Source organism: Streptacidiphilus sp. MAP12-20, from assembly GCF_041262525.1.
Taxonomy (GTDB): domain Bacteria; phylum Actinomycetota; class Actinomycetes; order Streptomycetales; family Streptomycetaceae; genus Streptacidiphilus.
This window is the reverse complement of the sequence record NZ_JBGCCK010000035.1, coordinates 1-15,731: the sequence shown is the minus strand read 5'-3', so window position 1 is coordinate 15,731 and position 15,731 is coordinate 1. Positions and strand designations below refer to the sequence as shown.

Sequence of the window (15,731 nt, the reverse complement as noted above, 5' to 3'; positions counted from 1 at the left end):
CCTAGGAAGGCACAGGCCTTGTCCAGACAGCCCGTCGCCACAGGCACCACGGTGGCGCAGACGATTGCCGCCGACCCGCTCGCTCCGCCCCGCCTCCCGCCCGCTGGGCGGGAGGCGGCATTGATCCCGACGCCCGTCGGCACCGTGACCCGGCGAGCCGCCGCAGGGGACCTTGACGCCGTCCAGGACCTGCACGGACGCTGCTCAATCGCGTCACGCGCCGCCCGCTACATGGCTGGCAAGCGCGAGTTGACCTGGGCGGACTGGCGGCATTTCACCCATCCGACAAAGGCTACGACCTGGCTGACCAGCCCCGCAGACGCCCCGGACCGCATCGTGGCGATGACGAATCTGGTCGCCCACCGCGCCGACCCCAGCGCGCTCGACCTCGGGCTACTAATCGAGGACGGGTTCCAGGACCAGGGCCTGGGCACCGCCCTGGCCCGCCTCGCCCTCAGCCACGCGAAGCACCGGGGTTGCCAGCGGCTCACCGCCAGCACCGAGGCCGACAACCGCAGGATGCTCGCCATTCTGCGAAGGCTCGGCGCCACCGGATGGCAGTGCAGCGGGTGGGAGATGGACGCCCACGTGCTGCTGGACGGATCACGCTGATGGCCAAGTCCCGCCGCACGACCGACCACGGACCGGCGCTCGCAGCCCCTACATGATGTTCCACAGTCGGGTGTGATCTTGTTGGCGCAGCCCGTCGATTCGCCGGGCGAGCTCAGCCATCTTGTCGGGCTCGCGCGCCGACTTACGCGCGTTCGTCGTGATCATCCGGAGTTCCCGGAGGTCACTCAAGACCTGGTATCCGGCCCAAGCCCGCACGTCACAGCCATACTTTTCGGCGAAGTCGGTGTAGCTGATGATCCCGTGGCCGAACCGCCTGACGTGAATCTCGACGGTCACCAGATCCCACTCGCGCGGGCCGACGACGGCGCTGTCCCAGTCACTGAGAACGACGTCAGCGTCATCGTAGAGAGCGTTGCCATGCTGCGGATCTCCGTGAAGCACCGTAGGCGGCAAGCTGTACGGGAGGTCCCGGACCTCGTCGGCGAGTTGCTCGATCCGCTTGCTGAGGAAGCGGTGGTCAGTAGGGGCGAGCGTTGGCGCAGAGGACAGCGAGTGGTGGATCGCGGTGACCGCGTCGAGTTGCGGCAGCGAAACGGGCGGATACCCGAGGTGGTGCAGGCTCCGAAGGGGACCGGCGAGGGAGGCCGTGGGCACCTGTTCGACCGGTTGAGGCAGATAGGTGTAGACGGAGCCGACATACGGTTCGGCCACCACCGGCTGCGGGACCGGATGCAGCGCGACGGTAGGGATGTTGTTGAGCGCCAGCCACTTCACCAAGGCGACGGTCTGTCCGACGCGGTGAGCTGGTGTTCCCTTGCGGGCGATCTTGAGAACTACCGACTCGACGGGCAGGAGAACCACGGCGTTGGTCTGCCCGCGCAACAGCGTCGCGCCGCTCGGGTTGAGGTGGGCTGCAGTGCACAGGCGGCGCAGGGCGTCGTGCATCTCGGGCTCGCTGTAGCCGCCCGGGGTCCGTACGGGTGCAGTCATGCACACCACCCTTCCGGACCGCAGGCGGCTTTGTCACACGGAGGCCGTCGGCAGCATGAGAACGTCTCCCAGTTCACGGACCTCGCGGGTCCGACGCTGTGAGGGCGGTAGGGCCTCGATCACCTGCTGGGCGCGGTGGCTGAGAATCCGGGTGCGCTGGTTCTCCGGGACTTGGAGAAGAGTGCGCGCGGCGAGCTGGCAGGCCTCACCGGCGGAGCGCTCGGCCACCAGGCACAGGGCAGCTTCTAGGTGCAGGAGGGCGGGGTCGATGCCGTCGTGGTCGGGGTACAGCTTCAATGCCTCATCCTGCGCTTTGCGTGCCTCGCGCACTTCGCCGAGTGCCGTGTGGGCCCCGCTGAGGTAGAGGTACATGCGACGGACGGGGAACGCCCAGGCATCGTCTTGGCGGTCGTCAGGATCGCAGTAGTCGAGCAGTCGGCAGGCGAGGTGGATCGCCTGACGGGCCCCGGCTTTGTCCTCCCGTCTGGCCAGGGCGCGTGCTTCTGCTGCGCTTGCGAAGGCTGCGGTGGGCGAGGGGCTCTGCCGGCTGAGATAGCGTGCTTCCCGAGCGAGTGACACGGCGTGGCTGAGCGGGCCGTAGTAGTAGGGCAGCATGGCGGCTTGCACCCGGACCCGGGCGCGCAAGGTCTTGTTGTCTGTCTCGTCGGCCGCTGTCTGGGCGGTCGCGTACCAGCCGCGCGCGTCCCGCAGTCGCCCGAGTTTCATGAGCGCGTCGGCGATCAGGGTGGAGACGATCGCGGTCATCTCCGACAGCCTAAGTTGGGACCGCGGTGGCTGGCGTTGCGAGTGGAGCCGCTCGACCTCGGCGAGGTCGGCGAAGAGCAGCTTCAACATCGGCATGGGGGCGGTGCTCATGTAGGCCTGGCGATCGAACCGGAGCCGCTGCTCAAGGTCGTCAAGCTGAGCCTCCGAGACCGTGGCGGAGGCGAGTGTCTGGTCGACGGTCCTTCGCGCAGTGTTGAGGAACTGGTCGAAGTCGTCCCCTGTGAGGATCCCGACCCGGACCTCGGGCAACGTCACCAACGACACCGTTGACACCTCACGCGCGGTGTCGGCTGGCGCGGTGAAGCCGTCGGCCTGACCGGTGAGGCCGAGCTGGGTGGGTGAGGAGTCGTAGAGGCAGCAAAGCAGCTCCACGGTGCGAAGACGCGGCTTGCGCGAAGGGTGCGTCTCCCAGTCGCGTAACGCCTTAGCATCGAAGCTGGGGGGGCTCGGCAGACTCCTCGCGAGCGCTCTCAGCCTCTCAACCGCCTCATCCAGCGTCCACCCTCGGGCCAGACGATGTGCGCGCAGCAAACTGACGCCGCAGCAGTCCACGAAAGCTGCCACAGTCTGCGCCGTGGTCCAGCCAGCCTGATGTGCGAGGTGGCAGATGTGGTTCAGGTGCGTGGGCCGCTGGTGGTCGGACGGCATAAGTTCCCCCCGCTTTTGTCGTCGGGTCAACTCGATCGTAGACAGCTCCAACGCTGCTTGCAGGGGAGATCGAGTGACTTGTTCCGAGCACGGCGTGCCGAGGGGGAACTTCTGCCCCTTCGCAGCGTCAGGGGGAACTTTTCCCCTTTGTGGCGCAGTCCTGGGGACGAGCAATCTGACACCCCGTCGAACAAGCGAGTAGTTGAGAGGAGGATCCAGTGCGTGTCATCCCCATGGCACAACCGCTGCCAGGTAGCTACCCAGCTACAGGCCCTACGGTTGGCCAACCAGTCGCGCTGTGCCCCCTCCCGCCAGAGATCGACAAGTCAAGCGGTCAAACTCCCATGCCCATGCGACCTGCCCTCCTACACCGCCATCTGCTCGCGCAGCAACGCGAGAGCCCCAGCAGCCTTGTCGCGAACATCGGGGAGCCCGGCAGCATCCCGGAGCACCCGTTGGAGCTGATGGGGAAGACGATGGCCCGACGCCTCCTCGATCGCTCGACAGAAGCGCTCGGCCGAGGAGGTACGGTCGCCCGCCAGGAGCAGCACGCGACCAGCCGTGACGTGGCTGATCACCGCCCACTGCGGCGTGACGCGCACCCCCGGGGCTGGGGAGCCGTCCAACAGCTTGATGGCCTGCTGCACCCGACCGGTCGCGACGAGCCCGCGCAGGCGGATCTCGTGGAGCGAGTATGGGTTGAACAGGGAGGTGTGGGCGACTCCCTTATCGAGCAGGGCCTGGGCGTCGCGGAAGGCCTGGTCGAACAGCTCGCCGGACCCGCACTCTCCAGCCGCCCGCGCGAGGAGAGGTATCGCTGCTGCGCGTTGTTCAGCGGTGGTGGCGATCTCCACCGCGTGCTGGAGGCGGTCGACGGCCGCGTTCAGCAGCCCGGCTTTGCGCAGCTCATTGCCGTGCATCCGCAGGGCCGTGGTGTGTGTGCTGGGGTCGTCAAGGTGCTTGGTGAGGTGGACTGCTTTTCCGGTCCAGCGGGCAGCTGTGGCCATGCGCTCTTCGGGCAAGATGTGGCCCAGGGCGACGCCGAGGCTGGTGCGGGCCTTGGCCAGGAGTTCCAGCACTTCACGTTCGGAGTGGCCGTCCTCGACTCGCGCTTCCAGGCGGGCCACGAGCGGCCACAGTTCGTCGATGGCTGCAGAGGCGAGGCCGCTCTGCCGGGAGATGTCCGCGAGATGGATCGTGGAGTGTCCGAACTGGAGCATCGCGGCGACGTCGGTGTCTCCCGCGTCCGTGACGCCGAGGGTGTGGGGCGGGAGTCGCAGGGTGCCGGCGATCTGGCGCAGCGCGTTGACGTCGTCGATGGTGCGTCGGCCGGTTTCCAGGAGCGAGATGTACGTCTTCTCGTATCCGAGCTGCTGGCCCAACTCGGTCTGCGTGAGGCTGTTCTGCAGACGGTAGTGGCGAAGGATGGAGCCGAGGTTCCGGGTGGCCAGCACGTCCTGTGCGGCTGGGGTGGCCCAGCGCCACATGCTCGCCGGGCCTGCTGCGGCCACGGTCGGTCACCCGACTCGGTTGTTGAACCAAGCCTCGATCGAGTCCTTGTAGCCCTGTGGCATGACCAGGCCGGGGATCTCTTCGCGGCTGAACAGTCCGATTTGCTTGTGCTCGTGACTGACGGCCGGCGGGATGTCCTCCTCGGGGCCGGTGCAGCCGTAGGTGACGATCAGGACGTGCCTGCCGGGGATGGGCGAGTACATCCAGACGTCGAGGACCGGGCCCGCCTTAACCTTCCAGCCGCTCTCTTCCTCGACTTCGCGGACCACGCAGTCCTCAGGATCTTCGGCGATCTCCAGTCGACCGCCGGGCAGTTCCCATTCCGCGCGTTCGTTCTTGAGCAGCAGCACCTTGTCGCGGCCGTCGACGACGACGCCTTTGACGGACACCGGGTGCACGGGCGGGACGTAAGCCGAAGTCTGGTTGCTCATAACGACCTTCGCTCGATCACGGGCAGCGCTTCCCGGAACGTAGCACGTGGCGAGGCGACGACGGTGCGTGCTGCCCGTACCCGGCGGTTGACAGATTGTCACTCGCCTAGAGCGCGGATGGTTGGCCACGCTTGGGCTTCCGACACCAACACCAAGCCTCGTGGGAGGAGTTCGATGGCCTCGGTCGCCTCGTTCCGTGACGCCTTCGCGGAGCAATATGAGCACGAGGGTTCCCTGTTGACCGCCCGGGTGGGGTTGCGGCTGCGCACTGACGGCCTGGTGACCTTCGACGGGCTGCGGACACGCGCCGAGGTCGTGACTGCGAGCCGGATGCTCCTGCGTGTGTTCGCGCACCCGGACAGCGAGGGCGACGGGCTGACTGCGATCCGCAACTTGGGCGCGGACAGGCGCGGCCGGGCCGGCCTCGGCAACGGCGCCGTCTTCGCACACACCGACCAGGCCCAGAATCCCGTGCCGCCGCGGCTGCTATTCATCGCCTGCATCACGCCTGCCGCCGCGGGCGGAGCGTCGATGCTGACGGACGGCCGGGCTGTCTACGAGACGCTGGCCAGCGAAGACCCTGAGGCATTGGAGGCGCTGGGCTCCGCACGGGCGGCGTTCTTCGGTGCCGGTGCGGGGCACTTCTCGGCGATCTTCCGGCGCAACGGTGATCGCGTGACCCTGCGCCTTCGCCAGGACGAGCTCGCACGTTTCGCCCCCGCAGTCGAACCGCACCTGCCAGCCCTCCGGGCCGCGATCCAGGCCCACACGTTGAGCCTCACCCTGCGCCCCGGCCAGGCGTACCTCCTCGACAACCACCGGTGGCTGCACGCCCGCACCGCCTTCACCGGGAACCGCGAACTTCTGCGCGCTCTCGGCGACCCGATTTCCCTCATGGCCCTTCCGGACGGCTTTCCGGCCGCACGCGCCGAAGCGGCCTGCAGCCGCCTGAATTGATCCGCGACCGACCCGCAACACCACCGCTCCCAGCAAAGGGATATGTCATGTCCACATCTATGATGCGCACGGGCTCCGGCCTGATCCTCGACTTCGGCGGCGTCCTCACCACCCCCATTGCCCACTCCATCACCGCGTTCGAGGAGTCCGAAGGACTCACCCCCGGCCTGTACGAGCGCCTGGTCCACGGCACCGCACCCGGCCGCGACCTCCACTACGCCCTGGAGCGCGGAGAGGTCTCGCAGGCGGACTGGAACGCCACCATCGCCCAGCTCCTCGGCGTCGAACCGGAGAACCTGATGGGCCGCACCATGGCGGCGCTCAAGCCCAGCCAGCCGGTCATCGATGCCGCCCAGTTCCTCCGCGCCCGAGGCGTGCGCGTCGGTATCCTCACCAACTCCACCGGCCTCGCTCCGTACAACCCCTACGACGGCTATGAGCTGGAGACCCGCTACGACGCCCTCGTGGTCTCCGAGCGCGAGGGGCTGCGCAAGCCGGACCCGGAGATCTACGAGGTCATGTTGGACCGCCTCGGCCTGCCGGCCGCCTCCTGCGTGTTTGTCGACGACATCGACACGAACCTCGACCCCGCGCGCACGCTCGGGATGACCACGGTCCTCGCCCGGGACGCGCGGCAGGTCGTCTACGACCTCGAAAGCCTCTTCGACATCCCTCTCCAGTCATGAACCGGGAACCGTTGCAGGTCCGCTGGGACCTTCCCCCGAGCGAGAAGGCTGTCCACGACACCCGCCACAGCGCGGAGGCGGTTCTGGCCGCCTGGCAGGTCGACGAGGACCAGGCCGACGCCGCTCTCCTGGTCATGGCCGAGCTTGCCGCGAACGCCCTGCGCCATGGCAAAGGCACCGACATCGGCGTCACCATCAGCCTCGTCGACCAGACCGTCATGGTCGACGTGACCGACGGCGACTACCGCATCGGCGCCGTCCAGCCCACCCGGCACCACGGCTGGGGCCACACGAACGGCCGGGGTCTGCAACTCGTCACCCTGCTCGCGGGCGCCTGGGGCTCGTACCCGACGCCCGAAGGCAAGGGCGTCTGGGCCACCGTGCCCCCGCCCAAGGCTGACCAAGCCGACCACCCGCCGCATCAGCTCGCCCTCGCCGCTAGCTGATCCCCTGCCAACACCCTGGAGCCGATCGTGAGCAACATTGCACGCCTACCCAAGCGTGTCCCGGGCGAGACACCACGGGTGATCCCGACCACGTCCGTCCGGAACCCCAACGGCTCCCCCACCGTGCACCGCACGGACCTGGTGGCCGCCGGCCTGTCGCTCGAATCCGCCCTCGCACTCATCGCACGCGTGCGTCGTAACGAAGAGGAAGCCGACGAACCAGCCTCAAAAGACGGAGGGGGTCTCGTGATCTATCCCCCGTCGCTCAGATCCTCCCCTCAGCCGTGACCGATCAGACGAAGCGCCAGGAGGAGCCGCCGGGTTGCCACCCGATCGGGCTTGGCATCGGCTTCTTCGCACTCATGTGGGCGCTGCTCTGCCTGGTCATGAGCGTGCGCTGGTAACCACCACGACTCCCCGCACCCCAGCGTGCGGGGCGCACCACCCTCCGACGCCAAGCCGACGCGGAGGGAACCGAGATAGGAGGTCCCCATGGCCACCAACGTGAACGAGCCCGCGGCCGCCACCGAGCAGGCCTTCGACCTGGACGTGACGCAGGTGGAGATCGCCGACCCGGCCGGCCTCGTCAACGTGACCGACGACGGCTGCGGCTCGACCTGCGGCGCCTGCAACAGCACCGTCGCCTGACCATCGGTCGCAACAACATGCACGGTGCCGTCACGACGGTCAGACCGTCGTGACGGCACCACCCCATCCGCCAGAGGAGGCGACCATGAAGGCGGCACAGGCACGCGGATTCCGTGCTGGAACCGTTGCACTCGTCCGAGCGGTGACCGCGTTGTCCGGACTGGACCAGGAGTGGCCCGACCTCGGCGACCTCTCACCGTCGGGGACGGCTGCGCAGGTCGCCTGGCTGCGCGCCTTGTTGGCCAACCCTGCGCTGCAGGAAGCGCTGGAGCACGCGAGCGGCGACCTCACCGCCGCGCTGAGGCAGATTTGCGCGAGCGCCGCGCCCCGGCCGCGGGACGTACGGCGAGCGGCCGAGTCGGTAGCCCGCTATCTGCTGCGGGCCAAGAACCGACCGACGCCGTTCGGATGGTTCGCGGGCGCAGGCCTGGCGCGCCTCGGAGCGCCCGCTCGCGCCGAGTGGCGGGGCGAGATTGTCCAGATCAGCGCCTCCGCGGCCTGGCTGAACGCCCTCACCCAGCGCCTCGAACGCGCGGAGCAGTTGTTCCCGCTTCTGCCGGTCGTCGCCAACAGCACGCTCAGCACGTGCGGAGAACAGCTCGTGGTCCCGTACCAGCTGAGCGAGGGCGGTACCGGGCGAGCGGCAGAGACACGGTTGCGGAACTCAGGTCCGGTTCGGCTCGTGGTCGATGCTTCCCGCCGCCCCGTGCCCGTGGGCGAGTTACTGGCCAAGCTGCGAGCGGATTTCCCGGAGGCTGGAGATGAAGCGCGGCGACTGTTGCGGCAGCTGATCGACTACCGCGTCTTGATCACCGCCTTGGAGGCGCCGAGCACGGTCACCGATCCCCTGGGCCACCTTCTCACGCAGCTTGATGCGCTGGGCGCCGACGCCGTGGCGTCCACAGCCGATCTGGTCGCGGAGCTGCGCGCAGTGCACAACGAGATCGCGGACTCCAGCAGTACCGACAGCGATCCGGTCCGCCGGAACCTCCTCGCCCGGCGGATGCGCCACCTGGTGCCCGCACCGCGCGTCCACCCGCTCGCGGTGGACGTCCGTCTCGACGCAGACGTGGCGCTGCCGACGGTCGTCGGTCGGGAAGTGGAAAGGGCCGCACTGGCCCTGGCCCAACTCAGCACTGCCCCGTACGGGGCACCCGAGATGAAGGCCTATCACCAGTGCTTCTACGAGCGCTACGGCATCGGCTCCCTGGTCCCGCTCCTGGATGTGGTCGCTGACAGCGGCATCGGATTCCCGGAGGGCTACCTTGGTGCCCTCGCCGATCCGCACCGGCCACGGACGAGTCAACGCGACGACATCCTGATGGGACTCGCCCAGCGCGCGGCGATGGACGGCCACGAGGAGATCCGTCTCGATGACCGGCTCATCGACGAGCTTCGCCTGGGCCGCGAGCCCGACCGGCTCCCACCGCATCTCGAACTGACCGCCCAGGTGCACGCGGCCAGCATCGGACACCTGGACCGAGGGGACTTCTCCTTGTCCGTGGTCAGCGTGTCACGCGGCGCCGGCGTGACCATCGGACGGTTCCTTCCCCTTCTCGACGAGCCTGATCGCCAGGATCTCGCGTCGGAGTTGGCGGACCTTCCCACATCCGACGCGGTCACGATCGCCGTCCAGCTCTCCTTTCCCCCGCTCGTGCCCAGCAACGCGCACATCGCGCGCAGCCCCCAGACGCTCCCGGTCCTGCTCACCCTGGACGAACACCGCGGCGCAGACGACCAGGTGCTCACCCTCGCGGACGTGACCGTGGGCTGTGACGGCCGCCGCCTGTACCTCGCCGTCCCCAAATGGGGCAAGCGCATCGAGGTCGTGGCGATGAACGCTCTGACTCTGCGTACCCACACGCCACCCCTGGCCAGGCTGCTGATCGAACTGAGCCGTGCCGCCTGCGCGCAGGTCACCGTCTTCGACTGGGGCGCGGCCCGGCGGATGCCGTTCCTCCCACAGGTGCGTTACGGTCGCACGGTGCTCGCCCCCGCCCGTTGGCGACTCGACGCGTCCGAACTCCCCGCCCCGAAAGCTCCCTTGGACTGGTGGGAGGCGGAATTCGCCGATTGGAAGGCGCGACGCCTCCTGCCGGACCGGGTTCACCTCACATACGGGGACCAGCTCCTGACCCTCGACCTCACCCAGCCCGGCCATAGGCACCTCCTACGCTCGCAGCTGGGCCGCACTGGCACCGCGCTGCTGACCGAGGCGCTGCAGGACTTCGGCTGGTGCCACGGCCGGGCCCACCAGGTCGTGATCCCGCTGAAGGCCGAGGCCCCACCCCCGTGGCCGCGGCTGCCCGCCCCCGCGCCAGCAAGGCTCGTCCACGAGGACCAGGTTCAGACCCCGGGCGCCTCCCAGGTGCTGCTCGCCAGCCTGTACGGGGACCAGCGGCGGCAAAGCCTCGTCCTGGCCGACTATCTACCCGACCTGCTGGACCGCCTCGGCCACCCGCGCTGGTGGTACATCCGCTACCGCGACCCGGCCGACCATCTGCGGCTGCGCATCGCCGTGGAAGAGCAGCACGGGCTCTGCGAGGTCGCGGCAGCCGTCAGCGCGTGGGCGGACGGGTTACGGCGTGCCGGGCTGCTCAGCGACCTGCGCTACCTCAGTTCCTATCCGGAGCACGGCCGCTGGGGCTCCGGAGCGGCCTACGCCGCGGTGGAAGAGGTCTTCCGGGCCGACTCCCGCGCGCTGCTCGCGCAGCTTCGGGAACGGCACCGCCCAGAGGAGCGCGCGCTGGTCGCCGCGCACACGATCGCCATCGCGTCCAGCTTCCTGGGCGGCACCGCGGCCGGAACAAGATGGCTGATCGACAACCTGCCCGCGGCCCCGGTTCCAGTCCCCCGTCCCGAGTTCACCCACGTGGTGCGGCTGGCGGATCCCTCGCGGGACTGGGCCGCGCTGCGGGCTGTGCCCGGTGGCGGCGTGGTCGTGGACGCATGGCGTGCGCGGGACCTCGCCCTGGCCTCCTACCGACGGCACCTGCTAGGCCGGGACGCCGAGGGAGTAGACCCGGACGACGTCCTCGCCTCGCTCCTGCACACGCACTTCGTACGCCATGTCGGCGTCGACTTCGACGAAGAGGCCGCATGCCGCCACCTCGCCCGCGCCGCCGCACAAGCGTGGACCGCAACGAACGGAGTCCCATCTTGAACAGCCCCCTCGTCTTCGCGGACACCGCCGGCGACCTGCTCGCCCTCCCCGAGAAGCCCGCCCAGGTGGCCGAACCGGTGTGGTGCCAGTCCCTGGCGCACGGCATCCCCGGCATCGTCCTGCTCCACACCGAGCTCGCTGCCGCCGACCGCGCACCGTGGCAGCGCGTCCAAGACTGGCTCTCAGCCGCCACCACAGGAGTCGTCACCGGAGGCGAGAGCAGCCACCCCTTCCACGGCACACCCGCCCTGGCCGCGGCACTCGCCCACGCAGCCGACCACCTCCCCGGCTCCTACGCGCGGGCCCTGGACCAGCTCAACTCCACCATCGACTCCGATGTCCTGCGCCGTGTAGATGCAGCCCACGCGCGGATCGACTCCGGACGGACCCCCGACTTGGCCGAGTTCGATGCCATCCGGGGGCTCGCCGGATACGGCGCCTACCTGCTGCGACACCACCGGGCCAGCACTGCTCTCCCGGCGGTCCTGTCCTACCTGGTACGGCTGACCGAACCGCTCACCGTCAACGGACAGACCATCCCTGGCTGGTGGACCTGGACCGGACCGTCCGGCACCAGCGACGACCGCTTCCCCCACGGCCACGCGAACACGGGCGTCGCACACGGCATCGGCGGCCCCCTCGCCTTGCTGGGGCTCGCTGCCCGAGCCGACGTCTGCGTGCCCGGCCAGCGCGCCGCCATCACCACCATCCTGGCCTGGCTGGACCGCTGGCAGACCGATACACCCGGCGGCGTCGTGTGGCCCTACTGGATCACCATGAAGCACCTTCGGGCCGGACAGTGGGAACCGGACGGTCCTATGCGGCCTTCCTGGTGCTACGGAGCCGCCGGACTCGCCCGGGTCCAGCAGCTCGCCGCAATCGCCACCGGCGACTTCACCCGGCAGCACGCCGCCGAGAGAGCCCTCGTCCGCGCGGTCAGCGACCCGGCACGCCTCGCCGTCACCAGCGGCGGATCCCTATGCCACGGCTTCGCCGGCCTTGCCCACCTGGCCCGCCGCGCCGCAGCCGACGCCCACCGGGGCAACCGCATCCGGCTGGAGGCCGCCGCCCCAGGCCTGCTCGCGTGCGCCCTTCAGCCCTCCCGCGAGCCGAAAGAGGTCGTCAAGACGATCACAGCCGACACGGGCCTCGGGCTGCTCGAAGGCGTCGCCGGAGTCGCACTCGCCGCATTGACCACGAATCCCGGCTGGGACACCAGCCTCCTGACGGCGTGAGGGCCGCGATGACCTGGCAGCAGCACAACGTGTTCTTCCGCGACCGTCGTACCGCCGACCAGCTGCTCACCCGCGAAATCGGCCCGGTCCTCGCCGCCGCAGAGGCGCAGGGCCTGTTGGACGGGTGGTGGTTCATGCGCAAGCAACCGCTGCCCATCCGCTACCGGGCCCCGGCCCCGGTCGCGGCGGTCACCGAGCTCCTCGACCAGGCGGTCGCCGAGGGCCGGGCCACCTGGTGGGCGAACGCGATCTACGAGCCCGAGACCGAAGCCTTCGGCGGCAAGGAGGCCAGGGACGCTGTCCACGCCCTCTTCCACGCCGACAGCCAGAACCTGCTCACCTACGGTCCCGCTCAGCGGGGACGACTGGGCCGAAGGGAGACTGCGCTGCTGCTGTGCAGCGCGCTCATGCGCGGCGCCGGAAGGGACCGCTTCGAGCAAGGCGACGTGTGGGCCAAGGTGAGCGACCTGCGCCCGCTGACCACCGCGATACCCAGCGGCCAGTACCAACGGCTTCTCGGGTCCGTGAACACCCTGATCACCGCTGACGCCCAAACCCTGGCCCGACCCGGCAAGGCACTGGACGGTCACGACTCTTGGGTGCACGCCTTCGAGGAAACCGGCCGGGTGCTGGCCGACCTCGCGCAGCGCGGGCGGCTGACCCGCGGCCTTCGAGCCGTGCTCGCCCACCTCACGATCTTCCACACCAACCGCGCCGGCCTCTCCCTGGAGAGCCAGGCCGCGCTATCCGCACTCGCACGAGAGGCAGTCATGGGAACCACAACCACCCCGGCCGCAACCACCCCGGCCGCCAAGCTCCGCAACGCCCTGGTGGATCAGCTCACCGCCGACGGCCACGTCCGCACGAGCCGCGTCAAGGCCGCCATGCGTGCCGTGCCGCGCCACCTGTTCGTTCCCGACGCTCCCCTGTCGGACGCCTACGCCAACGCGACGGTCAACATCAAGAGCGACGACACCGGAGCCTCCATCAGCTGCGCCTCGCAGCCCTCAATCGTCGCCCTCATGCTCGAACAGCTCGACGTCCAGCACGGCCACCGCGTCCTGGAGCTCGGTGCGGGAACCGGCTACAACGCCGCCCTCCTCGCCCACATGGCGGCGCCGGGAGCGGTGGTCACCCTGGACGTCGACGACGACCTCGTCGACGGAGCCACCGCCCACCTCGCCGCCGCCGAAATCCACAACGCCAAGGCTGTACTCCGCGACGGCGCGCTCGGGTACGCGGAGGGCGGCCCCTACGACCGCATCGTGGCCACCGTCGGCGCACACGGCATCCCCACCGCGTGGCTCGCCCAACTCGCCCCGGGCGGGCGCCTGGTCGTTCCCCAGCGCCTGCGCGGCAGCGTCTCGCGCTCCATCGCCTGGGAACTGTGCGACGGACGCTGGCTATCGGTCGGCAGCGAAATGAACACCTTCATGCCACTGCGGCGCGGCGTCGCCGACGACGTGCGCTGCCTCGTCCCCCTGAACGCGAACGGCACGGTCCGACTGCAGACCAGCGCCGAGCAACAGGTCGACGCCGACGCCCTCGCCGACGCCCTGGAACAGCCCCGCACCGTCACCTGGACCGACGTCACCTTCCAGGCGATGGAATCCCCGGAGTGGATGGAACTCTGGCTCACCCTAGACCTGCCCAGCGGCGCCAACCGGATGCTCTTCCCCGCCGACGCCGTCGGCACCCTCCTGCCCGAGGGCACCTACCCGAGCTCGGGCGCCTTCTTCGACAAGGGCGCGCTGGCCTTCCTGACCCGGCGCCTGTCCCACAACGTCACCCCCGCAGGCGACAAACTCTGGGACTTCGGCATCGCCGGCCACGGCCCCGCCGCCGACGACCTGGTCCAACGCATCGCCGAGTCCCTGCGCACGTGGGACCGCGACTGGCGATCCACCACGGCCCGCTTCGAACTGAAGCCCCTCGACGCCCCGGCTGGCCGCACCGTCCCAGGCCAGTTCAGCTTCACCACCTCGCTCAACCGCGTCGACGTCATCTGGCAGTAGCCCGAAGTAACTACCCAACAGATACCCGGCCGCAGCACACGCGGCCGGGCACCCCACCCGTGCACGGCAAGGAGGCCCGCATGGACCCGCTCAGCCCGGCACTGGCACGCTTCCCCCTGATCGCCCGCATCCGGCCCGCGTGCCCGCCCCTGCCCGACCGCGTCGCCCGACTGGTCACGCGCGCCGAGGAGGCAGCCGCCACAGGTGACCTGCGCAGCGCCTCCGTCGTCTTGAACCAGGCCGCGCTCCTGGCCTCCGACGTGGGGGTTCCCGACCTCGCCCGCAGGCTGTGCATCGATCACGCCACGGCCTTCCTGGACGCCTGCCCGCTCCCAGGGCGCGAAGCCATGTACGGGCTGGAACCCATGGTCAACCTGGCCCGACTGCGCATTCGAGACCAACGTCCCGACGAAGGCCGCACCTACCTCCTCGCCATGTACGCCGCCGTCACCGACAACACCCCGGCGACCCTCGACGGCGTCACCTTGCCCGCCGAACTCACCACCAGAGACGAGGAACGGCAAGAAATACGGAAATGGCTGTGGAGCGTCCTCCTCGCCGATGGCACACGGACGCTGACCGAAAACGGCCGGTGGAAGGACGCCCTCGCCCACATCGAGGAACACCACGGCGTCTGCAGCCGCATGCTCGACGGGCGTCAAGTGGCGGTCATCGCGGCGATCACCAGGGGCGACGTCCGAACCGCCCACGAACTGCTGCAGACCACGGCGCCGGGTGAGGACTGGGAACAGGTGGTCACCGCGGTACTCGAACTCGTGGCCCTCAACGTGGAAGGAGGGCACCACCCCAGTCAGCGCGCCGAGTTGGTCGAGGCCTTCCTCGACTATCCCTTGGCGGACGGCCTCACGGTGCCCCGCACCAGGTTGGGCCTGACGATCGTGGACGCCATCGCAGAAGCAGACCCGCCTGCTGCTGTCCGAATCGCATCCGACCTGTTCGCCACCACCGCCCCGCTGCGCGACGGTTACGCCGCCCGCGAGATCCTCGCGCACCCCGACCGGAACGGGGTGCTCACTCCCCGGCAGATCGACGAGCTCTCCGCCAACCTTGCGGCTAGCGGACTCGACGCCGGCCACATAGCTCCAGCACTGCACACGGCGCTCACCGGGGCCGCCCTGAACAGCCGCGAGGTCATCTCCGTCACTCTCGCCCGACCTGTATCTCTCTGAGTGGCGCATCGGCCAAAGGTGTCTGCGAGTACCTCTGCAGTATCGACCGTTATCTGGGGATGTCAACCCTCTGCAGCAGCTCACAGGGCAAGTGATGGCTTCTGGCAGATAAGGCACACGGCTTCAGATGCCGTCACACGGGCGCGGTGCCTGACACCGAGTAACCGACCGGGAGCGGCCGGAAGTTGGGACACTACCGCGGGATTCAATAGGGGATGGCCCTGAGCGTGGTCGATTGTTCCGAAGAACACGTTGCCGATTGCCGTGACCCTGCGTTGATTCTCGTCCCGCCCGGGACCCGGCCCGGGGCCTCCGCTGGATGTAGCGGTTGACGCCGGCGTGCTGCTGCTGGTGGAAGCCTCGCCTGCGCACATGTCGAGGCAGTACTGCATCAGCCCCGAGGGATCGCTGCTGGTGGAGGGGTTGTCTCCGGCGTAGGTGTAGCCGCCCA

The 15,731-nt window shown here is 69.2% G+C and carries 13 protein-coding genes; 9 read left to right on the top strand and 4 right to left on the bottom strand.

Going from position 1 to position 15,731, the window contains the following annotated elements; all coding sequences use genetic code 11:
- Nucleotides 1–18: 18 nt before the first annotated feature.
- Nucleotides 19–612, top strand: a complete 594-nt coding sequence (locus tag ABIA32_RS31530) for an N-acetyltransferase family protein (RefSeq protein WP_370102933.1) — start codon at nt 19–21, stop codon at nt 610–612.
- 48 nt (nt 613–660) lie between these two features.
- Here ABIA32_RS31530 and ABIA32_RS31525 read toward each other — a convergent pair whose 3' ends face one another.
- From ABIA32_RS31525 to ABIA32_RS31510, 4 genes are all read right to left on the bottom strand, one after another.
- A complete protein-coding gene (locus tag ABIA32_RS31525) occupies nt 661–1,518 on the bottom strand; it encodes a phosphotransferase family protein (RefSeq protein ID WP_370102932.1) in 858 nt (285 codons plus the stop codon).
- Between the two features lie 78 nt (nt 1,519–1,596).
- Nucleotides 1,597–2,997, bottom strand: a complete 1,401-nt coding sequence (locus ABIA32_RS31520) for a hypothetical protein (protein ID WP_370102930.1) — start codon at nt 2,995–2,997, stop codon at nt 1,597–1,599.
- Nucleotides 2,998–3,362: 365 nt separating this feature from the next.
- Nucleotides 3,363–4,508 (bottom strand): helix-turn-helix domain-containing protein, encoded by a 1,146-nt coding sequence (locus ABIA32_RS31515; RefSeq protein WP_370102928.1) that lies wholly within the window; start codon nt 4,506–4,508, stop codon nt 3,363–3,365.
- A 6-nt stretch (nt 4,509–4,514) separates the two neighbouring features.
- The gene (locus tag ABIA32_RS31510) at nt 4,515–4,940 is read right to left on the bottom strand and encodes an NUDIX domain-containing protein (protein ID WP_370102926.1); all 426 of its coding nucleotides are present in this window, start codon (nt 4,938–4,940) and stop codon (nt 4,515–4,517) included.
- A 174-nt stretch (nt 4,941–5,114) separates the two neighbouring features.
- On the opposite strand from ABIA32_RS31510, the gene ABIA32_RS31505 reads away from it, so the two are divergent.
- The 8 genes from ABIA32_RS31505 to ABIA32_RS31470 all read left to right on the top strand — a co-directional run bounded on the left by ABIA32_RS31505 (nt 5,115) and on the right by ABIA32_RS31470 (nt 15,280).
- Nucleotides 5,115–5,897, top strand: coding sequence for a TauD/TfdA family dioxygenase (locus ABIA32_RS31505; RefSeq protein ID WP_370102924.1), 783 nt, complete (start codon nt 5,115–5,117; stop codon nt 5,895–5,897).
- Between the two features lie 47 nt (nt 5,898–5,944).
- The gene (locus ABIA32_RS31500; protein WP_370102922.1) at nt 5,945–6,583 is read left to right on the top strand and encodes an HAD family hydrolase; all 639 of its coding nucleotides are present in this window, start codon (nt 5,945–5,947) and stop codon (nt 6,581–6,583) included.
- Complete coding sequence (locus ABIA32_RS31495) at nt 6,580–7,029, top strand: ATP-binding protein (RefSeq protein WP_370102921.1); 450 nt, start codon at nt 6,580–6,582, stop codon at nt 7,027–7,029. Before ABIA32_RS31500 ends, ABIA32_RS31495 begins: the two co-directional genes overlap by 4 nt.
- Nucleotides 7,030–7,521: 492 nt before the next feature.
- The gene (locus tag ABIA32_RS31490; RefSeq protein ID WP_370102919.1) at nt 7,522–7,677 is read left to right on the top strand and encodes an FxLD family lanthipeptide; all 156 of its coding nucleotides are present in this window, start codon (nt 7,522–7,524) and stop codon (nt 7,675–7,677) included.
- Nucleotides 7,678–7,762: 85 nt separating this feature from the next.
- Nucleotides 7,763–10,840: a lantibiotic dehydratase gene (locus ABIA32_RS31485; protein ID WP_370102917.1), complete on the top strand. Its 3,078-nt coding sequence runs from the start codon at nt 7,763–7,765 to the stop codon at nt 10,838–10,840.
- Entirely contained in the window at nt 10,837–12,075 is a 1,239-nt protein-coding gene (locus ABIA32_RS31480; protein WP_370102915.1) for a lanthionine synthetase C family protein, read from the top strand. Before ABIA32_RS31485 ends, ABIA32_RS31480 begins: the two co-directional genes overlap by 4 nt.
- 8 nt (nt 12,076–12,083) lie before the next feature.
- Nucleotides 12,084–14,090, top strand: coding sequence for a methyltransferase, FxLD system (gene fxlM / locus ABIA32_RS31475; RefSeq protein WP_370102913.1), 2,007 nt, complete (start codon nt 12,084–12,086; stop codon nt 14,088–14,090).
- 80 nt (nt 14,091–14,170) lie between these two features.
- Complete coding sequence (locus ABIA32_RS31470) at nt 14,171–15,280, top strand: hypothetical protein (RefSeq protein WP_370102912.1); 1,110 nt, start codon at nt 14,171–14,173, stop codon at nt 15,278–15,280.
- Nucleotides 15,281–15,731 lie beyond the last annotated feature (451 nt).